This is a genomic window from Mesorhizobium sp. LNHC232B00, assembly GCF_000502435.1.
Taxonomy (GTDB): Bacteria; Pseudomonadota; Alphaproteobacteria; order Rhizobiales; family Rhizobiaceae; genus Mesorhizobium; species Mesorhizobium opportunistum.
Genome location: NZ_AYWP01000013.1, coordinates 1 through 21147, shown reverse-complemented (window position 1 = coordinate 21147; position 21147 = coordinate 1). Strand labels below are relative to the sequence as shown.

General features: G+C 63.3%; 22 protein-coding genes, 2 tRNA genes and 1 pseudogene. 9 read left to right on the top strand and 16 right to left on the bottom strand.

The genetic code is table 11. The features are described 5' to 3' along the window. The first annotated feature begins 4 nt into the window (after positions 1–4). Positions 5–1249, top strand: a complete 1245-nt coding sequence (locus X743_RS151990) for an FAD-dependent monooxygenase (protein ID WP_023766424.1) — start codon at positions 5–7, stop codon at positions 1247–1249. A 240-nt stretch (positions 1250–1489) separates the two neighbouring features. Here the strand turns inward: X743_RS151990 and X743_RS151995 are convergent, their stop codons facing one another. From X743_RS151995 to X743_RS152020, 7 genes and pseudogenes are all read right to left on the bottom strand, one after another. Continuing rightward, the gene (locus X743_RS151995; protein WP_023766423.1) at positions 1490–2155 is read right to left on the bottom strand and encodes a TIGR02117 family protein; all 666 of its coding nucleotides are present in this window, start codon (positions 2153–2155) and stop codon (positions 1490–1492) included. 112 nt (positions 2156–2267) lie between these two features. Beyond that, on the bottom strand, positions 2268–3071 hold the full coding sequence (locus X743_RS152000) for an amino acid ABC transporter ATP-binding protein (RefSeq protein ID WP_010915400.1): 804 nt from the start codon (positions 3069–3071) through the stop codon (positions 2268–2270). Positions 3072–3095: 24 nt separating this feature from the next. Further along, positions 3096–4253, bottom strand: coding sequence for an amino acid ABC transporter permease (locus tag X743_RS152005; protein ID WP_023766422.1), 1158 nt, complete (start codon positions 4251–4253; stop codon positions 3096–3098). A 4-nt stretch (positions 4254–4257) separates the two neighbouring features. Further along, positions 4258–5445 (bottom strand): amino acid ABC transporter permease, encoded by a 1188-nt coding sequence (locus X743_RS152010; RefSeq protein ID WP_013896207.1) that lies wholly within the window; start codon positions 5443–5445, stop codon positions 4258–4260. A gap of 63 nt (positions 5446–5508) precedes the next feature. Beyond that, the gene (locus X743_RS152015; RefSeq protein ID WP_023766421.1) at positions 5509–6537 is read right to left on the bottom strand and encodes an amino acid ABC transporter substrate-binding protein; all 1029 of its coding nucleotides are present in this window, start codon (positions 6535–6537) and stop codon (positions 5509–5511) included. A gap of 402 nt (positions 6538–6939) precedes the next feature. Next, a pseudogene (locus X743_RS01000000169025) lies at positions 6940–7810 on the bottom strand (DUF2182 domain-containing protein). A gap of 7 nt (positions 7811–7817) precedes the next feature. After that, complete coding sequence (locus X743_RS152020; protein ID WP_023766420.1) at positions 7818–8453, bottom strand: DUF1326 domain-containing protein; 636 nt, start codon at positions 8451–8453, stop codon at positions 7818–7820. A 299-nt stretch (positions 8454–8752) separates the two neighbouring features. Here X743_RS152020 and X743_RS152025 point away from each other — a divergent pair, with 299 nt between their 5' ends. From X743_RS152025 to X743_RS152045, 6 genes are all read left to right on the top strand, one after another. Beyond that, entirely contained in the window at positions 8753–9931 is a 1179-nt protein-coding gene (locus tag X743_RS152025; protein ID WP_023766419.1) for a cystathionine beta-lyase, read from the top strand. A gap of 60 nt (positions 9932–9991) precedes the next feature. After that, positions 9992–10129 carry a hypothetical protein gene (locus X743_RS1000000172095; protein WP_156934439.1) on the top strand — a complete coding sequence of 46 codons (138 nt, stop codon included), beginning with the start codon at positions 9992–9994 and terminating at the stop codon, positions 10127–10129. A gap of 45 nt (positions 10130–10174) precedes the next feature. After that, positions 10175–11254, top strand: coding sequence for an HPP family protein (locus X743_RS152030; protein WP_023766418.1), 1080 nt, complete (start codon positions 10175–10177; stop codon positions 11252–11254). A 105-nt stretch (positions 11255–11359) separates the two neighbouring features. Then, positions 11360–12043: an RNA polymerase sigma factor gene (locus X743_RS152035; RefSeq protein WP_023766417.1), complete on the top strand. Its 684-nt coding sequence runs from the start codon at positions 11360–11362 to the stop codon at positions 12041–12043. Between the two features lie 105 nt (positions 12044–12148). Beyond that, a complete protein-coding gene (locus X743_RS152040) occupies positions 12149–12676 on the top strand; it encodes a DUF4142 domain-containing protein (RefSeq protein ID WP_023766416.1) in 528 nt (175 codons plus the stop codon). Next, positions 12673–12996: a cupredoxin family copper-binding protein gene (locus X743_RS152045; RefSeq protein WP_023766415.1), complete on the top strand. Its 324-nt coding sequence runs from the start codon at positions 12673–12675 to the stop codon at positions 12994–12996. Before X743_RS152040 ends, X743_RS152045 begins: the two co-directional genes overlap by 4 nt. On the opposite strand, the gene X743_RS152050 is transcribed toward X743_RS152045, so the two are convergent. Continuing rightward, positions 12942–13838: a crotonase/enoyl-CoA hydratase family protein gene (locus X743_RS152050; RefSeq protein ID WP_023766414.1), complete on the bottom strand. Its 897-nt coding sequence runs from the start codon at positions 13836–13838 to the stop codon at positions 12942–12944. The genes X743_RS152045 and X743_RS152050 overlap by 55 nt on opposite strands. A gap of 82 nt (positions 13839–13920) precedes the next feature. Between X743_RS152050 and X743_RS152055 the strand changes: the two genes are divergently transcribed. Beyond that, positions 13921–14505 carry a TetR/AcrR family transcriptional regulator gene (locus X743_RS152055; RefSeq protein WP_023766413.1) on the top strand — a complete coding sequence of 195 codons (585 nt, stop codon included), beginning with the start codon at positions 13921–13923 and terminating at the stop codon, positions 14503–14505. A 99-nt stretch (positions 14506–14604) separates the two neighbouring features. Here X743_RS152055 and X743_RS152060 read toward each other — a convergent pair whose 3' ends face one another. From X743_RS152060 to X743_RS152090, 7 genes are all read right to left on the bottom strand, one after another. Then, positions 14605–15831 (bottom strand): anion transporter, encoded by a 1227-nt coding sequence (locus X743_RS152060; protein ID WP_023766412.1) that lies wholly within the window; start codon positions 15829–15831, stop codon positions 14605–14607. A 69-nt stretch (positions 15832–15900) separates the two neighbouring features. Then, positions 15901–16863, bottom strand: a complete 963-nt coding sequence (locus X743_RS152065; RefSeq protein WP_023766411.1) for a glycosyltransferase family 4 protein — start codon at positions 16861–16863, stop codon at positions 15901–15903. Between the two features lie 100 nt (positions 16864–16963). Beyond that, a complete protein-coding gene (locus X743_RS152070) occupies positions 16964–17746 on the bottom strand; it encodes a GGDEF domain-containing protein (RefSeq protein ID WP_023766410.1) in 783 nt (260 codons plus the stop codon). A gap of 182 nt (positions 17747–17928) precedes the next feature. Next, positions 17929–18150 carry a hypothetical protein gene (locus X743_RS152075; RefSeq protein ID WP_023766409.1) on the bottom strand — a complete coding sequence of 74 codons (222 nt, stop codon included), beginning with the start codon at positions 18148–18150 and terminating at the stop codon, positions 17929–17931. Between the two features lie 855 nt (positions 18151–19005). Next, the gene (locus X743_RS152080) at positions 19006–19416 is read right to left on the bottom strand and encodes a hypothetical protein (RefSeq protein ID WP_023766408.1); all 411 of its coding nucleotides are present in this window, start codon (positions 19414–19416) and stop codon (positions 19006–19008) included. Between the two features lie 167 nt (positions 19417–19583). Continuing rightward, a tRNA-Arg gene (locus X743_RS152085) sits at positions 19584–19660 on the bottom strand. A gap of 56 nt (positions 19661–19716) precedes the next feature. After that, positions 19717–20022: an ETC complex I subunit gene (locus X743_RS152090; RefSeq protein WP_013896224.1), complete on the bottom strand. Its 306-nt coding sequence runs from the start codon at positions 20020–20022 to the stop codon at positions 19717–19719. A gap of 157 nt (positions 20023–20179) precedes the next feature. On the opposite strand from X743_RS152090, the gene X743_RS152095 reads away from it, so the two are divergent. Further along, positions 20180–20256 (top strand) — tRNA-Pro (locus X743_RS152095). A gap of 326 nt (positions 20257–20582) precedes the next feature. On the opposite strand, the gene X743_RS152100 is transcribed toward X743_RS152095, so the two are convergent. Further along, the coding region (locus X743_RS152100; protein WP_023766407.1) for a DnaA/Hda family protein at positions 20583–21147 on the bottom strand (565 nt) is incomplete at its 5' end.

Sequence of the window (21147 nt, the reverse complement as noted above, 5' to 3'; positions counted from 1 at the left end):
CCTGATGGACGACAAGCGGCAAGTCGTCATCGCAGGAGCGGGCGTTGCCGGGCTGACCGCGGCGCTTGCCTTCGCCGAACGCGGCTATCCCGTGCAGGTGTTCGAACAGGCGCAGCGGCTGGAGGCCGTGGGAGCCGGCATTCAGCTTTCCCCCAACGCGACACGCATCCTGCGCCAACTCGGCGTGCTCGACCGGCTGCTGCCGGCCGCGGTGCGGCCTGAGGCCGTGGTGCTGAAGGACGCAAGGACGTTGCGCGAACTGGCGCGTGTCCCCCTCGGGCAAGCCGCCGAAGAACGCTGGGGCGCGCCTTATCTCGTCGCCCACAGAGCCGATCTGCAGAGCGCGCTGACCGCACACGTCGCCGAAAGCCCGAATATTCAGCTGGTCAAGGGTGCGCGCGTCAGCGGCTTTGCCACAGGCGACCATGGTGTGACGGCGACGCTGGAGACGGACGGGGAGACGGACGGCAAGATCGTCCAGTCGCAGGGCTTCCTTCTGGTCGGCGCCGACGGCGTGTGGTCGTCCGTGCGCGCGGTTGTCGATCGGGCTCGGGAGGGATCGTCAAGAAGCCGTTTTTCCGGCGAACTGGCCTGGCGCACGACCGTCGCCGCCGATAGCGACGCCGGACAAGCCTTTGCCGCGATTGGGGCGGCTGATTGTGTCACGACTTTTCTGCATCCGGGATTCCACATGGTCGCCTACCCCGTCAGCAAGGGCGATGCCTTCAACCTTGTCGCCTTCACCAAAGGCGAGCGCATTGCCGAGGATTGGTCGGGTCGTGCCGATCCCGTCATCCTCGCCAATGCAATGAGCGGCACGGCGGCAGCCCTTGCAAGACTGGTGGAAATGGCCGGCCCGTGGCTGACCTGGCCGCTCCACACAGTCGACCAGAAGCAGCACTGGACGACACCAACCGGCATCGCCCTGATTGGCGACGCCGCACATGCGATGACCCCATTCGCGGCACAAGGGGCTGCCATGGCCATCGAAGATGCCGCAACGCTTGCCGGGGTAATTGCCGATTTCCCGGCTGATCCGAAGCAGGGCCTGGCGATTTGGGAAAATCTCAGGCGACCGCGCGTCGAGAAGGTGACCCGGCGCGGCGCGCTCAACCGGCTGGCCTGGCACGCCTGGGGCCCGGTGGCCTTGGCTCGCAACCTGGTGCTGGCGACGCGGCCGGCGGAAAAGCTCGCGGCGGATCTGGACTGGCTCTACGGCTGGGAGCAACCGAAGATTGTCAGGCGGTAGGACATCGAGACAATAAAGAAATCGATAGGCTGGCGGGACAGCGCCCCCCTCTGTCCTGCCGGACATCTCCCCCACGAGGGGAGAGATTGGCAGCTTTGGCGCCGGCGTCCTTTTTGCAAACGTTGGAGATTAGCGAAAGCCGGAGCGAGATCCGATCTCCCCCCTCGTGGGGGAGATGTCCGGCAGGACAGAGGGGGGCGCGAAGGAACGCGACGCTTGCCAATCCGCGGAATGCCCACGCTAATCATACAGCCGCATCGACAGCCCCAGCGAAGCCGGAAGCGGGTTCCACCAGCCGGTGCGCAGGCCGGCGGTGCGTAGCGCCGCCGCCGTCCAGGTGTTGCAGCCGACCAGTGCGTTGAAATGCCCGTTCGCCTCGTAGAAGCGGTCGAACCTGGAATAGGCTGCATTCTCGATGACGATTGGGCCGCCAGTCCCCTGCTGGAAGCTGGCTGCGATAAAATCGAGCAAATCCGCAAAACGGTCCTCGCCGATGTCGAAACCGGCAATGTCGGGATGTGGCTCGGCGATGGCGCCGGCGACATCGACATGCATGACCGACGCGTCGATGGTCAGTGCTTTCATCACCGGAATGGCCTTCAGCTGCGACCAGGTCGGCGTTTCCAGATAGAAGGCGCGGCCACCCCAGCCAAAGACGATGTAGCGCACCTCGGGACTGTCGGCCGGGATGCCGGCCTCGACCAGGAAACGAAAGCGCCGGCGCACGGCATCGTCCACCGGAATGGCGATGTCGGTGTGGATCGGGTTCTTCAGCACCAATATGTGCCGGGTGCCCTCGCCCGCAGCGGCGGCCGGCCACAGTGGCCGCGGCAACAGCGTGCCGAGCGTCGCGGCGAGCGCGGCCGCTATCAACAGCAGAGCCAGAAAACGGCCGAGTTTTCTCATGAGGCGGCGACTCTGCGGCTCAGTCGCGTTCCAATGCAAGCGATCCACTCGCTCAAATGCAAGGAAGCCCGGCCGTGGTGCGGCCGGGCTTCCTGAACTGGCGTCGGATCGCTCAGTGCAGGATCTGCGACAGGAACAGTTTCGTGCGCTCGTGGCGCGGGTGGTCGAAGAACTCGGCCGGCGTGTTCTGCTCGACGATCTGGCCCTGATCCATGAAGATCACCCGGTTGGCGACCTTGCGGGCAAAGCCCATTTCGTGGGTGACGCACAGCATGGTCATGCCTTCTTCGGCCAGGCCAACCATGGTCTCCAGCACTTCCTTGATCATTTCCGGATCGAGCGCCGAGGTCGGCTCGTCGAACAGCATGATGCGCGGGTTCATGCACAGCGAGCGCGCGATCGCTACGCGCTGCTGCTGGCCGCCGGACAGCTGGCCGGGATATTTGTTGGCCTGTTCCGGGATCTTCACGCGCTTGAGGAAGTGCATGGCGATTTCCTCGGCCTGCTTCTTCGGCGTCTTGCGCACCCAGATCGGCGCCAGCGTACAGTTCTCCAGGATGGTCAGATGCGGGAACAGGTTGAAGTGCTGGAACACCATGCCGACCTCGCGGCGCACCTCGTCGATCTTCTTCAGATCATTGGTCAGTTCCTTGCCGTCGACGATGATCTTGCCCTTCTGGTGCTCTTCCAGCCGGTTGATGCAGCGGATCATCGTCGATTTGCCGGAGCCGGACGGGCCGCAGATGACGATGCGCTCGCCGCGCATCACCTTCAAATTGATGTCCTTCAGCACATGGAACTCGCCATACCATTTGTGCATGGCGATGATGTCGATGGCGACATCGGTGGTGGAGATATGCATCTTGGCGGCGTTGACCTTGATCTCTTCCGCGCTGACGGCATTTTCGGTGGCCATGACGGGGTCCCCTTGCTTTTTTGTTTAGCGTTTGTGGCCGGTGTCGAGCCGGCGTTCAGTGTACATTGAATAGCGCGACATGCCGAAGCAGAACAGCCAGAACACGAAGGCGGCGAAGACGAGACCGGATTTCGCGGTCTGCGCCGTCGCCCAATTGGCGTCGGAGAAGTTCTGCTTGACGATGCCGAGCAGGTCGAACATCGAGATGATGAGGACCAGGCTGGTATCCTTGAACATGCCGATGAAGGTGTTGACGATGCCGGGGATGACCAGCTTCAGCGCCTGCGGCAACACGATCAGGCTCATCTTCTGCCAGTAGCCGAGGCCGAGCGAATCGGCGCCTTCATACTGGCCCTTCGGGATCGCCTGCAGCCCGCCACGCACCACCTCGGCCATATAGGCGGCTGCAAACAGCGACACGCCGATCAGCGCCCGCAAATATTTGTCGAAGGTGACGCCGGCCGGCAGGAACAGCGGCAGCATGACGCTGACGAAGAACAGGACGGTGATCAGCGGGATGCCGCGCACGGCCTCGATGAAGATGACGCACAGCATCTTGACGATCGGCATCTTGGAGCGCCGGCCGAGCGCCAGCACGGTGCCCAGCGGCAGCGACACGGCGATGCCGACGAAGGAGAGGCTGAGCGTGATCAGCAGCCCGCCCCAGCGCGAGGTTTCGACATGCGGCAGGCCGAACATGCCGCCGACCAGAAGGAAGAAGGAAACGATCGGCAGCACCAGGAAAAGCAGGATGGCGTTCAACCCCTTGCGGGGCACGCGCGGGATCAGCATCGGTATCAGCAGCGCCGCGAACAGGATGGCGACCACGATCGGCCGCCAACGCTCCTCGACCGGATAGGTGCCGAACATGAACTGGCCGAACTTGGCGTTGACGAAGGCCCAGCAGGCGCCGCTCCAGCCATCCGGCTGAATGCCGCCTTGCGCCACGGTCGCGCAGACGGTGCGATCCGGCCCGGTCCAGACGGCATTGATGAACGCCCAGCCGATGACCTGCGGCAGCACCCAGGCGACGATGATGATGCCGAGGATGGTCAGGATGGTGTCGCCGACCGTGCCGACCAGGTTCTTGCGCACCCAGGCGATCGGACCGCTGACGCTTGCCGGCGGCGGCTGCGCCAGCGCCATCTCGGTACGCACCCAGGTCATGTCGTGTTCCTGCATGGTCCTACCTCTCCACCAGCGCCATTCTGGCGTTGACCACGTTCATGACGGCCGATGTCACCAGGCTGAGGATGAGATAGGCGATCATCATGATCAGCACGCCTTCGACCGCCTGTCCGGTCTGGTTGAGCACCGTTCCGGCGGTCGCCGTCAGGTCGGGGTAGCCGATGGCGATGGCCAGCGAGGAGTTCTTGGTCAGGTTGAGATACTGGCTGGTCAGCGGCGGAATGACGATGCGCATGGCTTGCGGCACCACAACCAGCCGCAGGATCGATCCGGACCGCAAGCCAAGGGCGGCGGCGGCCTCGGTCTGGCCCTTGCTTACGCCCCTGATGCCGGCCCGCACGATCTCTGCGATGAAGGCCGCCGTGTAGCAGGACAGCGCCAGGTAGAGCGACAGGAACTCCGGCTTGACCTGAAAGCCGCCGGTCAGGTTAAAGGTCGACTGTTTCGGAAGATCGAAACTCAGCGGAAAGCCGCTCAGCACGTAAGCCAGCAGCGGCAGCCCGACGATCAGCGCCACGGAAGTCCACAACACCGGAAATTGCTGGCCTGTCGCCATCTGCCGCTGACGCGCCTTGCGGGCGACGAACCACGCCATGGCGATGCCGACGACGAGCGCGACCAGGATCAGCCAGGAGCCGTCGCCCCAGACCGGGCGCGGAAAGTAGAAGCCGCGCTGGTTGAGGAAGGAGCCGAAGGGCAGGTTGTAGCTGTCACGCGGCGGCGGCAGCACGGCCAGCACGCCCGAATACCAGAAGAAGATGACCAGCAGCGGCGGGATGTTGCGGAAGATCTCGACATAGACGGTGCAGATCTTCTGGATCAGCCAGTTCTGCGACAAACGGCCGATGCCGATGACGAAGCCGATGATGGTGGCGGTGATGATGCCGGCGACGGCAACGATGATGGTGTTGATCAGGCCGACGACGATGGCGCGGCCATAGGTCGAGTCCGACGTATAGGCGATCGGCGTGTCCGAGATGTCGAAACCGGCGCGTCCCCTGAGGAAACCGAAGCCGGAGGCGATGTGCAGGCGCTGCAGATTGTCGATGACGTTCTGCACGATCCACCAGACAGAGCCGAACAGCACGATGACGACCAGCGTCTGGAAGAAGAGACTGCGGACTTTCGGATCATTGACGAACGAAGCCCGGCTTGGCTCCTCGCGAAGGATTTCCTGCGATGCCATGCGACTATCCCCTGGAAAGAGAAACCGGGAGGCAGACGATCTGCCTCCCGGATCACATTTCGGTCAGCGGATCGGCGGAGCGTATTGCAGGCCGCCCTTGGTCCACAGCGCGTTGATGCCGCGGGCGATCTTGAGCGGGCTGCCCGAGCCGACATTGCGATCGAACATTTCGCCGTAGTTGCCGACGGCCTTGACGATGTTGACGACCCAGTCGTTGGAGACACCGAGATCGGTGCCGATCTTGGTGTCGGCTTCCTGGCCGAGCACGCGCTTGATCTCCGGACTGGCGGAGTTCTTCATCTCATCGACATTGGCCTTGGTGATGCCGAGTTCCTCGGCGTCGAGCAGCGCGAAATAAGTCCACTTGACGATGTGGTACCACTGGTCGTCGCCCTGGCGCACCGCCGGTCCGAGCGGCTCCTTGGAGATGATCTCGGGCAGCACGACGTGATCCGCCGGCGACCCGAGGGTCAGGCGGATGCCGTAGAGGCCCGACTGGTCGGTGGTGTAGACGTCGCAGCGGCCCGCGTCATAGGCGGCATTGACCTCTTCGAGCTTCTCGAAGACGACCGGGTTGTACTCCATCTTGTTCGCCTTGAAGTAGTCGGCGAGGTTGAGCTCGGTGGTGGTGCCGCTCTGCACGCAGACTGCGGCGCCCGAAAGCTGGAGGGCCGAGTTGACGCCCGGCAGCTTCTTGGCATTGATCATGAAGCCCTGGCCGTCATAGTAGGTGACGCCGATGAAATTCAGGCCAAGTGCCGTGTCGCGGTTGATGGTCCAGGTGGTGTTGCGCGACAGGATGTCGACTTCGCCGGACTGCAGGGCGGTGAAGCGCTCCTTGGCGCTGAGCGGCGTGAACTTGACCTTGGTGCCATCACCGAAGACGGCGGCTGCGACAGCACGGCAGAAATCCGCATCGATGCCTTGCCAGTCACCCTTGTCGTCCGGCGCGGAGAAGCCGGCGAGGCCTGTCGAGACGCCGCACTGGATGAAGCCTTTCGCCTTGACCGTGTCGAGCGTGGTAGCCGACGCGGCCGACGCCATCAATCCAAGCGCAGCGGCGCCAAGAATGCCGATAGCAATGTGTTTCATGACCCACAGACCCTTTTCTGTTTTCAGGCAAAACCTGATCTTTTTTCCCGTGTGAACGCAGCTCCCATTCCGGCCCATTCCCGGAACCCCGCGTCGTAAACCGACGCGCTGCCTCCCATTCACGGACAGCATCGAAGGCGATAATTCCCGTGAGGTCAAGGGAAATGACTGATTTCCAACGTGTTTGAAAATCGATTGCCCCGAATGCCTGAATTGCGGACAAGAGCGCCCGCGATTTAGTCATGAGCGCAAATAAAGTCGGCACGATCAGCTTTACGTAAAGTGAGGTTCCCGGTCGAAATCCGTCCTTGCCCGTTACTCGGCGTTACTGGCGACTCGCCGCGATCGACTGACATCATCTGTCTCCGGGCCCGGCGTTCGCGGGCGAGGATGCGAAGCTGTTCAGGATGCTCCGACGATGAACCAGACGCCGATTGCGGCCATCAGCACGCCCGTAATGCGCGGCACCAATTGCCCTGTGGGGATGATCTTCTCCAGCAGGACGAGTGCGGCGATGCCGGCGATCCACAGCACGTTCATGACGCCACCGACGAACAGCAGGGCCATCAACGCCCAGCAGCAGCCGAGGCAATAGGCACCGTGGGCGACACCGAGCCGAAGCGCGCCGAACGGAGCGGAACGGAACCCGCCATGGCTGGCCAGGAACGCGATCGGCGCCTGGCATTGCCGCAGGCAGACGCCCTTCAACGGCGTCCATTGATAAAGGCCGGCCGCGATCAGAACGAGACCGCCGAGGATCGCGCTGTCGGTCGCCATCGAAGGGCTGAGCAAGGCAAGGCCGGCGAGCAGCCATTGCGCGGCGGTCGCCACCAGGCTGAAGACGACCCAGACCGCGAGATAACCGGCAAAAAACCATCCCGTCGAGGCAATGGGCCGGCCGTCGGCCCGCGCCTTGCGGCCGACGCCGGCGTAAAGCAGCAGCATCGGCGCCACCGAAGGCGTCATCATGCCGACCATCATCACCGTCCACATCGTGAAGATGAAAGCGAAATCCGCCGCTGCCCAGGCCCGGAAAACGGGCGCCGCGGTGGCGCCCATGTCCATGCCGGCGATGTTCATGCCGGCCATGTTCGACATGTCCATTTCGGCCATGCCGCTGCCCGCGCCGGCCGGCGCNGGGCGAACCGGGGGTGACCATGCCGGCGGCGAGCCACAGCACATAGGCCCAGGCGAGCACGGCGATCACGACGAGCGCGGCCGTCACGACCGCGCGGTCGCGCCGCAGCGCCGCCTCGAGGGCCGTGTCGCTCATGGTCGGCTCAATGCACGATACCACTTTCCGTGAGATGCAGATTGGCAAAGTGGCTGTGGGAATCGGCCAATTCGAACGCGATCGGACCGGTCGCCTTGGTCCAGCCGCGCCCGATTTCGGCCAGTGCGTATTCGAAACCGCGCGGAAGGTCTATGCGCGCCCGATGCTCGGCGCCGGTGACGGGATTCTTGATCGGCTCGCCATGGCCCTCGGTGACGCCCGGCACCTGCAGATGGCCTGTCCTTGCGTCGACGTCGACCTTGAAGTCGATGGCGGCGAAGATCGGGTCATGCAGCGTATCCAGCGTGGTCGAGAAAACCTGGAATATGGTCGCTCCGGGCTCGGTGTCCTCGCCGCCGAGAATGCGAAGCAGGGCTACGCGCTGCGCCTCGTTCGCCCGTTCGTCGATGACCACCGCCGCCTCGCCGCCGCCTTCATGAATTGCGCCAGGCCAGCGAAACACACCCGCAAAGCGCAGGCCATCGAGCCTGGTGTCGCCGTGATAGCCGCTTTCAACCTCCATGCCGACCACGGCCTGGCAGAAGCCGTAGGTCGGTAAGGCGTTGAATTGGCACGGGCAGCCATAGGCGCAGTTGCAATTGACGAATTCACGCGCCTTTAACATCCACTTGACGTTGGGCATAACGATCCCTCCCATTGTTGTTCGGCGGGAGCGAAAAGCGGTGATGCGGAAGCCCAATTTGCCAGTGCGTTAGCCGCTGCCGGGATTGAACATCCGGTAAGATTGGCCCGCCTATTTTGTATTAGATATCCATCATATACCTTTTGCGGCGGCTTACAATATCCGGCGGCCAGATCGCACTCGGCAAAGCTGTCTTCGAATTGGCACATCCGAAGTCCGTCCCGTGGCGGCGGCTGGGCTGTTGCACGGCCCATGGCACCGCACTATGGCTAGCGCCTTGTCAAACGAGGCGATCAAGAATGGCGAATGACGGCAGCGGGCCAGGCAAGATGGGCATCAACACGCGGCTTGCCCATTCGGGCAACAACCCGCACGACTATTTCGGCTTCGTCAATCCGCCGGTGGTGCATGCCTCGACCGTGCTGTTTCCCAATGCCGCCGCGATGGCGGCGCGCAACCAGAAATACACTTACGGCACGCGCGGTACGCCGACGACGGACGCCCTTGCCCACGCCATCGACGCGTTGGAAGGCTCGGCCGGCACGATCGTGGTGCCGTCAGGGCTTGCGGCGGTGGCCATACCGCTGCTCGCCTTCGTATCGGCCGGCGATCACCTGCTGATCGTCGATTCCGTCTATCACCCGACCCGCAATTTCGCCGACACCATGCTGAAGCGGCTGGGGGTCGAGGTCGAGTATTACGACCCCCATATCGGCGCGGGCATCGCCGCCCTGATCAAGCCTAATACCAAGGTGGTGTTCACGGAATCGCCGGCCTCAAATACCTTCGAGGTGCAGGACATTCCGGCCATCGCCGCGGCCGCGCATGCGGCCGGCGCCATCGTGATGATGGACAACACCTGGGCGACGCCGCTCTACTTCCGCCCGCTCGACCATGGCGTCGACATCTCCATCCATGCGGCGACGAAATATCCGGCCGGCCATTCCGACGTGCTGCTTGGCACGGTTTCGGCCAATGAGCGCTGCTGGAAGCAGCTCTATGAGAGCTTTTGCACGCTTGGCTGCTGTGCTGGACCCGACGACGTCTACCAGGTGCTGCGCGGCCTGCGCACCATGGGCGTGCGGCTGGAGCATCATCAGCGCAGCGCGCTCGCCATCGCGTCGTGGCTCGAGGGCCAGCCGGGCGTGGCGAGCGTTCTCCACCCTGCCCTCCCCAGCCACCCGGACCATGGCCTGTGGAAGCGCGACTTCTGCGGTTCCAGCGGCATCTTCTCCATCGTGCTTGCCGGCGGCGGCCAGAAACAGCAGCACGCCTTCCTCGACGCGTTGCGGATCTTCGGGCTCGGCTATTCCTGGGGCGGCTACGAGAGCCTCGCCGTGCCGGTCTGGCTCGGCGATCGCGTCGTTGCAAAAGCCGCCTATGAAGGCCCGTTGATCCGCCTGCAGATCGGCCTCGAGGATGTCGAGGATCTGAAGGCGGATATCCAGCGTGGTCTGGCCGCCGCGGCCGCCGCCTGACCGCGCGTGCGGGCCGGCTGCCGGACAGAACCAGCAAACAGCCGCAAGGCATTGACGCTGATGACAAAGCGCGAGCCGCTCGCAGCATCCCAGCGCGGCGTGGCGCGCAATATTATTCTCCCGGGCCGCGGCTTTCCGGATTTGTTTGACTTTCAAATTCGTGGGTTCGGCATCATTGCGTGCTGCACGGCTTTTTAGCCAATCCATTCGTCACCAAGCCGATCACTCCACCACAAAGTTGCCATGGCCTTTCGTCTTTTTGTCCCTATCCTTGCCGGCGCGACGCTGCGTGAACGCCTGTTGGCGTGCATCGGAGCGACGATCGGCATCGCACTGACCGGCGCGATCAGCGGACTGGCGATGGGCGGCGGCCCGCATGTGGCCCTGCTGGTGGCGCCGATGGGCGCCTCGGCGGTGCTTCTCTTCGCCGTGCCCGCGAGCCCGCTGGCGCAGCCCTGGTCGATCATCGGCGGCAATTCCATATCCGCGCTGGTGGGCGTGACCGTCATGCATTTTGTCCATGATCCGATATTTGCCTCCGGCCTCGCGGTGGCGCTCGCCATCGCGGCGATGTCGTTCACGCGCTGCCTGCATCCGCCGGGTGGTGCCGCGGCGTTGACGGCGGTGCTCGGCGGGCCGGCCGTCGTCAGCGCGGGCTTCCTGTTTCCCTTCGTGCCGGTAGCCCTGAATTCGATCATCCTGGTCACGCTCGGCTTCCTCTTCCACAGGCTGGCACGGCGCAACTACCCGCACGTCGCCGCACCCCCCGCCAACAGCCACGGCACCGCCGATCCGCCGGCGGGGCAGCGCGTCGGCTTCCGGCCCGAGGACGTCGATGCGGCGCTGACCACACTCGACGAAACCTTCGACATCGACCGCGACGACCTTGAACGGCTGTTGAGACAAGTCGAACTGCAGGCGATGGTGCGGTCGCACCGGACGCTGCTTTGCCAGGACATCATGTCGCGTGACGTGGTTTCAGTTCCCGAGCAAGCCACGGTCGACGAGGCGCGCCAGCAGCTGCTCGATCACAACATCCGCACCTTGCCGGTGGTCGACGCCGAAGCAAGGCTGGTCGGCGCCGTCGGCCTGCGGGAACTGACGAAGGCCGTCGATACGGTGAAGGGTGTGATGTCCAGGGCCGGCACCGCCTCGCCCGATACGCCGGCGATGAGCCTGCTTCCCGTGCTGACCGACGGCCGCAGCCACGCCGTGGTCATCGTCGACGGCGAGCGGCGCATTCTCGGCCTGATCACGCAGACCGATCTTCTGGCGGCGGCCGCGCGCGTGCAGACGGCAGACAAGGGATTGGCGGCGGCCTAAAAAAGCGACGTCGGATCGCCGAAACCCGGGAACCTTTTTGCGGCAGGCGCATCCAACGTGCAGTCAAGTGTCTGTTCGGGCGTCTATTCGGGAGATCTGGTCGCGATGAGCAAGCTCGCAATGCCCGCCACGCCCGCAGTGGCCCAAAACCCTTCCAGCGACATGCTGCTCGTGCAGCGAGCGCTGGCGCGCGAGGCGGACGCCTTCCGCGCCATCATCAAGACGCACAACCAGCGGCTCTTCCGCATCGCGCGCGGCGTGGTGCGCAACGACGCCGAGGCCGAGGACATCGTCCAGGAGGCTTATGTCCACGCCTTCGCCAGCCTGGCGGCATTCCGTGGCGAGTCCTCGCTCGCCACCTGGCTGTCGCGCATCGTCATCAACGAGGCGCTGGGCCGGCTGCGCAAGAGGCGTCGCATTGTGGCGATGCCTGAAAATCCGGAAGCGCGGATCATCCGCTTTCCCCTCAATCCCAGCGACGATCCGGAGCGGACGATGGCGCAGCGGCAGATTCTCGCACTTGTCGAACGGGCGACCGACAGCCTGCCCGATATCTACCGCATGGTCTTCGTGGCCCGCGTCATCGAGGGCCTGAGCATGGAGGAAACCGCCGACCTGCTCGGTCTGCGGCCGGAGACGGTCAAGACAAGGCTGCACCGGGCGCGTGCCCTGTTGCGCAAGGCGCTGGACGACGAGATCGGCCCGGTGCTGCTCGACGCCTTCCCCTTCGCCGGCCGGCGCTGCGAGCGGCTGACCCAGGCGGTGATGGGAAGGCTGGGCTTCGAATGATCCTGTCCTGATTTTCCGGGAACGTTTCTCCAGCTTCCGCATCCAATCAGCGTCAACTGAAAAATGCGAGCCCGGCGCCTCTCGCGACCGGGCAAGGAGGATGCCATGTTCACCCGATACACCGCCGCCCTTGCCGCCTTGCTTCTCGTCAGCGCCGCCCCGTTTGCGGCACGGGCCGCCGACAAGCCGACCGACCCGCAGATCGCCCATATCGCCTATACGGCCGGCGTCCTCGACATCGAGGCCGCCAAGCAGGCGATCAAGAAATCGAAGAACAAGGAGGTTCTCGATTTCGCCAATGACATGGAGCGCGACCATGAAGCGGTGAACAAGCAGGCGCTCGACCTGGTCAAGAAGCTCAAGGTGAAGCCCGAGGACAACGCCACCAGCCAGGCACTGACGAAGGCGGCGAAAGAGGAACGCGCCAAGCTCGCCAAGCTGAAAGGCGCAGCCTTCGACAAGGCTTATGTCGACAACGAGGTCGCCTACCACAAGCAGGTCAACGGCGCACTCGAAACCCTGCTCATTCCCTCGGCCAGCAATGCCGAGTTGAAGGGCCTGCTGGAGACCGGCCTGAAGATCTTCCAGGGCCATGAGCAGCATGCCGAACACGTCGCCGGCATGCTGAAATGAAAGCGGGCGCTTCAAATCGCCTGCTATGGCTGGCCGCATTGGCGCTAGTCCTCGTGACGGTGCCGGCGGCGGCCGCGACCATCCAGGTCACCATCGACAAGCTAGTCTTTTCGCCTGATGCCGTCGAGGCGAAGGTCGGCGACACGATCGAGTGGCTGAACAAGGACGTGATCTCCCACACAGCCACAGTGAAAGGCGGCTGGGAGGTGATGATCCCGCCACGGAAATCAGCAAGCCTGACATTGAAGGCGGCGGGAACGGTCGACTATTTCTGCCGCTTCCATCCTAACATGAAGGGCCGATTGCTGGTGTCGCCGTGATCCAACGCGGAGGAGGCCCGCCGGGCCTCCTCCGGCCGTGCGATATGGGTCCATGAGCCGTCGAAGCCCGGCTTGCGGCGCTCGATCCAGGCATCGAGCCCTTCGCGCAGATCGGTGGTGGGGGCCATGCGGGCGAACTGCTCGGCCTCGACCAGCAGCCCTTCGGCAATGCTCTGGTTGAGGCCTCGCGCCACTGCCGTCAGAATGCTGGCGATGGCCGGTTGCGAGTGCCGCAGGATGCGCCTGGCCAGATCAAAAGCCGCCGGCATCAGCTCGGCATGCGGCACAACCTCGCTGACGAGACCGAACTCAAGCGCCCGCGCCGGCGGAAACCAGTCGCCCGTCAACAGCAGTTCAAGTGCCCGCTTGCGCCCCACCAGCCTCGGCAGGCGCTGCGTTCCGCCAAAGGTCGGCGGCATTGCAAGGTTGATCTCCGGCTTGGCGAACAGAGCTCGGTCGCTGGCGATGGCGAGCGGCACGGCCTCGGTGATCTCGCAGCCACCGCCAAAAGCGATGCCGTTGACGGCCGCGATGATCGGTTTGCGGAACGCTTCCAGCCTCGCCGTCAGCCGCTGTCCGCGCATGACGAAGTCGCGCATGGCGACATCGGAACCAAGTGCCACGCTGGCCGAAAATTCATGGATGTCGCCACCCGCCGAGAAAGCCCGCTCCCCTGCTCCGGTGAGGATGACAGCCCGGACGCTGCCATCGACTTCAATCTCGTCGAGGATCGCGAGCAGGCGATCGATCAGGGCATAGTTCAACGCGTTGAGTTTTTCCGGACGATTGAGGGTGAGGACGGCAACCTCGTCGCGGGTCTCGTTCAGGACAAGATCGGTCATTTGCTTTTCCTCTTCAGCTTGCGGCGAGAAAAGGAACATGCTTTCGGTTGCCTGTATATTCACTAGTCGGTATACATAGCCCATGCCTGAAGCTCAAAGCCCGACCCGCAAACGCATCGTCGAAGCCGCGACGAAGCTGTTCTACGCCGAGGGAATCGGCCGTGTCAGCGTCGATGCCGTCGCCGAAAAGGCCGGGCTCACCAAGCGGACGCTCTACTACCATTTCAAGAGCAAGGACGACCTGATCGCCGCCTATCTCGACGGGCGCGACCAGCCCAATCTGAAGCAGATGGCCGCGTGGTTCGAAGCCCAGGAGGGTGGCGCGGACCGCAAGGTCGAGGCGATCTTCAGCAATCTGGCGCGGGTGGCGCGCCATCCGAAGTGGAAGGGTTGCGGCTTCCTGCGCACCGCCGCGGAACTCGCCTCGATGCCTGGCCATCCGGCGATCAAGGTCGGGTCGCGGCACAAGTCCAACTTCGAGGCATGGCTGGCTGGCGCGTTGTCCGGCTACGACATCGAGGAGCCGCAAGCCCTGGCCCGTGAAATCGTGCTGCTGATAGACGGCTGCTTTTCGATCATGCTGATCCACCGCAATGCCGACTACATCGAAGCCGCCGGACGAGCCGCGGCCACGCTGGTCAAGGCGCGAATCTCAGGCCAGGCCTAAAGCGCGTCGCACCGAAACGGATTCATGCGACGCGCTTTAGACCTTTGTTTTTATGCACGTCGTTCTCCCAAAACCGAGATCACTTTTGGGCGACATGCATTAGAATCCCAACGCCAGCCAAGCGGTGCCGGCGACGAGCGTGATCAGCGTCAGCGGCAAGCCGACCTTGAAGAAGGCACCGAAGGACAACGGGTTGCCGGTGACCCGCGCGTGCTCGGCAACGATCAGGTTGGCGACCGAGCCGAGCAAAGTGAAATTGCCGGCGAGCGTCGAACTCATGGCGACGACAAGCCAGGCACGCTGCGGATTCTCCAGGCCCGGTATGAACGGCCTCAGCGCCAGCACGGCCGGCACATTGCTCATGATGTTGGAGAGCACGGCGGTGAAGCCGGACAAACGCCAGACATTGTCCAGGCCGAGATTTTTGGCCGAAGCGATCATATCAGGCGTCAGCAGCGTCTTTTCGGCGCCGGCAACCACGACGAACAGCCCTGCGAACATGAACAGCAGCGGCCCGTCGATTTCGCGGTAGATGCGTTCAGGCTTGATGGCGCGGGTGAGCAGGAGAATGGCGCCGCCGACCAGCGCCGCCTTGGCCACGGGAACGCCGGCAAAGAAGGCGATCGCCAGCCCGATGCAGACGATCACCGCCTTCAGCACTTGCCCGCGATGCATGCGGCCGCGCGAGACATGCGGGGTCAATTGAGCGGTACGGGTGAATTCGGCCCGGTAGACCATGCGCACGATGACGATGACCGCGACCAGCCCGAACAGCGCGACCGGCGCCAGCGCCGCCGAAAAGGCCGGATAGGAAATGCCCGATAGGGCGCCGATGACCATGTTCTGCGGATTGCCGGTGATGGTGGCGACGCTGCCGCAGTTCGATGCCGTGGCGGTGGCGATCAGATAGGGGACCGGGTTGCGGTTGATGACGCGGGTGACGTGGACGACGATCGGCGCCATGACCAGGCAGATGGCGTCGTTGACCAGGAAGGCCGACAGCACGCCGGTTAGAAGCGTCACCATCACCAGGAGCATGAACGGTGCGTGCGCGTGCTCGATGGCAATGGCGCCAAGGCCGCGAAAGGCGCCCGATACCTTCAAATGCGCCACCACGATCATCATGCCGAGCAGAAGCGTGATGGTGTCGAAATTGATGGCCCGGTAGGCATCCTCCATGCTGAGCGCTCCAATGGAGATCATCGCGGCGCCGCCCAGCAGTGCGATCCCCGCGCGGTCGAGACGCAGGCCAGGGATGCGGCCGATAGCGACGCCGGCATAGGTGAGGACCAGGATCAGCAGTGCCGCGGCGCCCATCAATGTCATCGGTGGAAGTCCTGCTCGATCTGATGGCGCGCCGAACGGTGTCTGGAAAGGCCAGATGGCGTGGTGCCGCTAACGCCGGTAGAAATCAAGCTGTTGCCGCAAAGCCTGCGGCGAAAACAGCTGTTCGACGGTCTGCCTCGCCTTCTTGCCCACGGTTACTCGCCGCGCCGGATCGGCCTTGAGCTCGGCCAGGATGCCGGCCGCCTGCTGCGTGGTTTCGAACAGAAAGCCGTTTTCGCCATGCCTGATGTGGTCGGCATAGCCGCCATGCACATGACAGACCACGGGCAAACCGCAAGCCATCGCCTCGAACACGACGCGGCCGAACGTCTCCACATGCGAACCGGTGCGGTAGTAGAACACGTCGAGCGTCGGCAGGAACTGTTCGGCGGCAAATTGGCCCTGCGGCAGGAGTTCGAGCAGCGGATGCGGCGCGAGCCTGTCCCTGAGCGGCATGCCGCCTTGGATCCGCACCGCGACGCCATCGGCCAGCAATGCCTCGTAAAGCGCCGCATCGTCGGCATGATGCTTGTCCGCCGTGTCGCGGCTCAGCCGGCCGACCGTAAACGGGCCGTCCGGCCTCCCTTGCCGTGGCGCGAAACGGTCGATATCGATCGGCGACGGATGAACCACGCCCTCGACCCGCAACAGGCGCTTTTGAAAGTCGGATATCAACACCAGTTCGGCGTCTGGCCAGCCAAGCAGGCGCGGCATGCGCGTCGTCAGCGCGATGATCTTCGGGTGGAAGGTGTTGAAGACATAGATCAGCCGGCGCGGCTTCGGGATCAAGTAAGGCCATAGCTTGTTGCGCCAATGCGCGCCGAGGAAGACATAGGTGCCACCGTCCGGCGCGTTGCGCGTTGCCGGCGAGACGGGGCGAATCGGGAATTGGCGCATCAGCTCGTCCGATACGCGCGACGAGGTTGCCCACAGCCGCACCGGCCCATCGGCGCTCAACAGTCGGTACAGGTCCAGGGTTTCGCGTTCACTGCCGCCAAACGGGTTCTGAAAACCGTTGAACAAATGGATCATGATCGCTGCGCTTACCTGGCCTTGCCCGGAGGAAGCACAGCGGTGAGAGAGCGTCAAGGAAGCCGCCCGCGTCAGCCCCCAGCCACTTGCAAGGCGGTGGTCAATGCATGGTGGCGGCGCTGGGTTCCGGGGCGGCCTGTGCCGGATCGAAGCTGACCTGATCGCGGCCATTCGATTTGGCGGCATAGAGCCGTCTGTCGGCGGCGGAGAATATCGCCTCATAGGTGGTCGGCCCGTTGAAGCTGGTGCCGCCAATGCTGACGGAAAGCGGACAGGAGCGGCCACCGGGCGAAAAGTCCATCTCGCTGATGCGCCGGCGGATGCTTTCGGCAACCAGCCAGGATTGCGAGGGATCGACACCAGGCAGAAACACGCCGAACTCCTCGCCGCCAATGCGGCCGACGATATCGCTGCCGCGCAATTGTGCCTTGATCGTCTGCGCTATCAGCTTGAGCGCCTGGTCGCCGCAGTCATGGCCGAGGCGGTCGTTGATCAACTTGAAGTGGTCGGCGTCGATGATCAGCAGCGCGCCGGAACGGGTCGGCTCCTGTTTGCGGGTCTGCTCGAGATAAGCTTCGACCAGCATCGAGAAGGCGCCTCGGTTCAACACCGCCGTCAGGCTGTCCGTCGCCGCGATGACGCTGAGATCGCGCTGGGCTATGGCCAGTTGCCGGATCTTCCACATGAGAAAAAACAGGAACGAGCCGCCCAGCACCAGGGGAAGCATCAGGTCGGTCAGCTGCGCACGCCAGACGGCCTCGGTCGAAAGATAGGGGAAATTGAACGAATCGACGAAAAACGCCACGGCGATAAAGAACGCCGTTCCGGCGGCAGTGACAGCGACCACCCTGCCCCAGCTGGTCGGCGACAGGTCGAGCTTCATCCCGTTTCACTCCGTTAGCCGTCTCTACTATGACGTGCCAACGCAAACAAAATGATAAGATGTTCGTTTCAATTCGAGATCGGTTGGCGGGAGCCGGAGCACGCTTGCCTCAATGGGCGGCAGTGCTCCGGCGGCAGAAGCGAATTCACCGAATTTCGCCTGGATGAGGGGAGACCCTGAATTCAGCGGTTGGGTGACGGCCCACCCGCCTCGACAACGAAGGATGCCGCGATCAGGTCGTCGGCATCCAGTCGCAGCGAACCGTCGCCCGCCCCCATGATGGCGGCGACCTTGTGAAAGGTCCTCATCTCATGGTCGGAAATTTCGGCATCATGCATTCTGGCCTTGAGTTCGGCGATACGCCGCACCAAAGCAGGGGACGTTCCAATTTCACGTTTCGACATGGCCTGCTTCTCCTCCCCCAACCCGCACCTATTTTGCCCCCGCCCGTTTCGCTGGTCCTCACACTGCCTGTTTATCAGGCACCGCGAATACAAGGCCCCGAACGCGCGGTGTGTGCTAAGGTTCCAGGCCAGGAAGATCACGAAATAATTCCGGGACGATGATGCTGAGCGGCCGGAGCCGACGGCACGCATGCTGATTTTGTCGCGCTTTTGTTTGCTCGGATTGCGAACTCGCCGGACCGCGGTCCCGAGCCCAAAATGGGCTGGCGCCCAGCCAGCGGTCCGCCCAGCGGACAATCAAGTCCGCCGCGTAGCTCGCTTCCTCACAGGAAACCTTACTCGTGTTGCTGCACGATATAGCTCGTGCTGACGGCGCTGCTCCCAATGCCTCGGGTCACCACAACCGTCGTATATCCGGTAGGCAGCGAGCCGGTGACGGCCTGGTCGGCAAGACGGCATCGGCCGACTATTTCTCCGCTAGGCGCTGCCGCGAGCCTGTCGGCCAATGAGGCACGGCATTCCTCAAGCGAGGCATAGCGAGTCTCAGGTGCCCAATTGACAGGTTTGCAGACGGACGCTTGGCTCGGGCTGCACGAAAGCAAAACCATCACCGCTGCAGTTGCTGGATCCATTCCCGAGGCTCTCATGTCGGACGAGCCTAAACGCGGGTCGGAAATCTTTGTTTCGCAGCCGCTAAAATATTGTGCCGCCGGGGATGCTCCTCCTCGAACCTTTGGCACGCGGAATTGCCAATAAGGTTCTGGCGCTGCTTGCGCGGGCCGATCGCCGGTCCCAAAGCTCCGGCAGCCCGCAGCTTGCTGGCGGGCTTATCTCGCTGATATCAATTCCGCCAATTCAGCGTGTGGCTGGCGACAGCTCAGATGCCAAACGCACGCTCGCGCCTGAGAAGACCACGAAGGCAAACACCAGCACGGCAGCGGCCACGATCAGCGAGCCGGCGGCGACGACCGGCTCGATCGCCGTATAGCCGCCGTGTAGCATCAGATACAGCGCTGGCAGCATGATTACCAAGCCGATCGTATAGAGGCCGTAGTGGATCATTGCGATCTTACGAGCCGCCTTTGCGGGATTGAGGGCGTAGTAGCCGCCGAATATCGCGCTTGTGACCCATCCGAGCAGATTGATATGTGCATGGGCCGGAAAAGCACCGTGGTCGCCCGAGATCGCCATCTGCAAACCGGCGCCTATTCCCAAAATGAGCCACACGACGGCGGTCTTGAAGAAAAGATCTGAAACTCTAGGCATGACACTCCTCCCAAAATGCCGATTTCAAAGCCCCTCGATATTAGGTCTTCCTAAAATGAAAACGCAATCAAAATCAAACCCGGCCACAAGACCCTCTCGGGCCAAGTGTTAGCCATGTCTCCGGTATAAACCGTAACCTATGTGTCCGGAACGGACCCTGAAAAGATTGGCGATCCCGACAGGATTCGAACCTGTGACCATCGGCTTAGAAGGCCGGTGCTCTATCCAGCTGAGCTACGGGACCGCTGGCCGACCCGGGGGCCGGTAGATATTGCCTCTGGCGCCCGTTTGGGCACGCGTTCAATGCGTCCAGGGCGTCCTGCGGTCATAGCGGAAATTCTCCGCATAGGAAATCTGGCGGCGCTTGGCCTCTTTCGGCTCCTCGACGCGGAAGGCAAGGCCTTCCTTTTCGGCATAGGCCACTGCTTCTTCCCGCGTGTCGAAGGTAAGCCTGATCTGGCTTCTCATGTCTCCGGACGTGGTATAGCCCATCAGCGGGTCGATCTTCTTGCGCATCTCTGGGTCGAATTCCAGCACCCAATAGCCGGTCTTGGCCTTGCCGGACTGCATCGCGGTTTTGGCTGGGCTGAAAATGCGCGCGGACATGGCCACCTCATTGTTGTGCAAGGCGGTATCGCCCGCCCTTGGCCCGTCATTACTGCGCAATGCGCACGGCGGCAAGGTTTTTGCACTTGCAGGTTTTTGCACTTGCAGGTTTTTGCACTTGCCATCCAACGCCGAAATGAATAGGCAACAGACCGTTCGGAGTGTAGCGCAGGCTGGTAGCGCATCTGGTTTGGGACCAGAGGGTCGGGAGTTCGAATCTCTCCACTCCGACCATCCTTCTCAAAAACGCGATATCGATAGCCATTGGCATGAACGCATGGCCGCCTTTGTGGCTCGCTGACCATGGACCTGCGATCTTTGGGCCCGTCGATCTTTGGACCTGTCGATACTGGGCCTTTCGATAGGCAAGCTCGCCGGGCGAGAACCCCGCGCCATCCCCCGGCGAGCCTACAACCTGATTTGGAACGCAATCAGGACCGGGGTCAGCCGGCAAACTCTCGGAGCAAGACTGATGCCAGCTCTGTCTTCCCAAAATGGAACACCGGCAGGTAACACGGAGAGCCGCCACGCCGGCAGGCTCTATCAGAACATCGTGGCCGTCAGATCTCGAACTCGCCCTGTCCTTCGTCCATCACGCTGACGGTTTCGGCGGCGAGCGCCCTGGTGATCGGCATTTTGCGCTCGAGCGCGATGCGATCCAGCCGCTCCACCACACGCATCGCCGTCGCCAGCGAGCGTTCGATGCGCCGCACCAGATACTGCACGACATGCGGCTCGACCTCGACCTGGCGGTCGGCGAACAATTTGGTGATGACACCCGCCAGCAGAAGGTCGTCGGGCTCGTGGATCTCGACTGTCGCCGCCGCCTTCAGCCGCGAGGCAAGATCGGGCAATGACACACCCCAGGCGGCCGGAAAGCGCCGCGCCGTCAACAACAGCGTCGAGCCGGCGCCACGCACGGCATTGATCAGGTGGAACAGGCCTTGTTCGTCGACCGCTCCGGCGTCGACATCGTCGATCAGCGCCGGGCGGGCGCCAAGATTGGCGATGCTGTCGCCGATGCGCCCGGCGTCGACGGCCACCGCATTGGCATGCGCGCGCCAGATGGCGGCGAGGTGCGTCTTGCCGGATCCGGCGGGACCCGCCAGCACCACCACCGGCGAG

Bases quoted from the DNA above. Each gene is read 5' to 3' on its own strand.
- X743_RS152060 (WP_023766412.1), bottom strand. From the start codon at position 15,831: ATGACATTGATGGGCGCCGCGGCACTGCTGATCCTGGTCCTCACCTAT.
- X743_RS152030 (WP_023766418.1), top strand. From the start codon at position 10,175: ATGGCCTTTCGTCTTTTTGTCCCTATCCTTGCCGGCGCGACGCTGCGT.
- X743_RS152050 (WP_023766414.1), bottom strand. From the start codon at position 13,838: ATGACCGATCTTGTCCTGAACGAGACCCGCGACGAGGTTGCCGTCCTC.
- X743_RS152025 (WP_023766419.1), top strand. From the start codon at position 8,753: ATGGCGAATGACGGCAGCGGGCCAGGCAAGATGGGCATCAACACGCGG.
- X743_RS152005 (WP_023766422.1), bottom strand. From the start codon at position 4,253: ATGCAGGAACACGACATGACCTGGGTGCGTACCGAGATGGCGCTGGCG.
- X743_RS152075 (WP_023766409.1), bottom strand. From the start codon at position 18,150: ATGTCGAAACGTGAAATTGGAACGTCCCCTGCTTTGGTGCGGCGTATC.
- X743_RS152035 (WP_023766417.1), top strand. From the start codon at position 11,360: ATGAGCAAGCTCGCAATGCCCGCCACGCCCGCAGTGGCCCAAAACCCT.
- X743_RS151990 (WP_023766424.1), top strand. From the start codon at position 5: ATGGACGACAAGCGGCAAGTCGTCATCGCAGGAGCGGGCGTTGCCGGG.
- X743_RS1000000172095 (WP_156934439.1), top strand. From the start codon at position 9,992: ATGACAAAGCGCGAGCCGCTCGCAGCATCCCAGCGCGGCGTGGCGCGC.
- X743_RS151995 (WP_023766423.1), bottom strand. From the start codon at position 2,155: ATGAGAAAACTCGGCCGTTTTCTGGCTCTGCTGTTGATAGCGGCCGCG.
- X743_RS152040 (WP_023766416.1), top strand. From the start codon at position 12,149: ATGTTCACCCGATACACCGCCGCCCTTGCCGCCTTGCTTCTCGTCAGC.
- X743_RS152080 (WP_023766408.1), bottom strand. From the start codon at position 19,416: ATGCCTAGAGTTTCAGATCTTTTCTTCAAGACCGCCGTCGTGTGGCTC.
- X743_RS152045 (WP_023766415.1), top strand. From the start codon at position 12,673: ATGAAAGCGGGCGCTTCAAATCGCCTGCTATGGCTGGCCGCATTGGCG.
- X743_RS152070 (WP_023766410.1), bottom strand. From the start codon at position 17,746: ATGAAGCTCGACCTGTCGCCGACCAGCTGGGGCAGGGTGGTCGCTGTC.
- X743_RS152000 (WP_010915400.1), bottom strand. From the start codon at position 3,071: ATGGCCACCGAAAATGCCGTCAGCGCGGAAGAGATCAAGGTCAACGCC.
- X743_RS152065 (WP_023766411.1), bottom strand. From the start codon at position 16,863: ATGATCCATTTGTTCAACGGTTTTCAGAACCCGTTTGGCGGCAGTGAA.
- X743_RS152015 (WP_023766421.1), bottom strand. From the start codon at position 6,537: ATGAAACACATTGCTATCGGCATTCTTGGCGCCGCTGCGCTTGGATTG.
- X743_RS152090 (WP_013896224.1), bottom strand. From the start codon at position 20,022: ATGTCCGCGCGCATTTTCAGCCCAGCCAAAACCGCGATGCAGTCCGGC.
- X743_RS152010 (WP_013896207.1), bottom strand. From the start codon at position 5,445: ATGGCATCGCAGGAAATCCTTCGCGAGGAGCCAAGCCGGGCTTCGTTC.
- X743_RS152020 (WP_023766420.1), bottom strand. From the start codon at position 8,453: ATGCCCAACGTCAAGTGGATGTTAAAGGCGCGTGAATTCGTCAATTGC.
- X743_RS152055 (WP_023766413.1), top strand. From the start codon at position 13,921: ATGCCTGAAGCTCAAAGCCCGACCCGCAAACGCATCGTCGAAGCCGCG.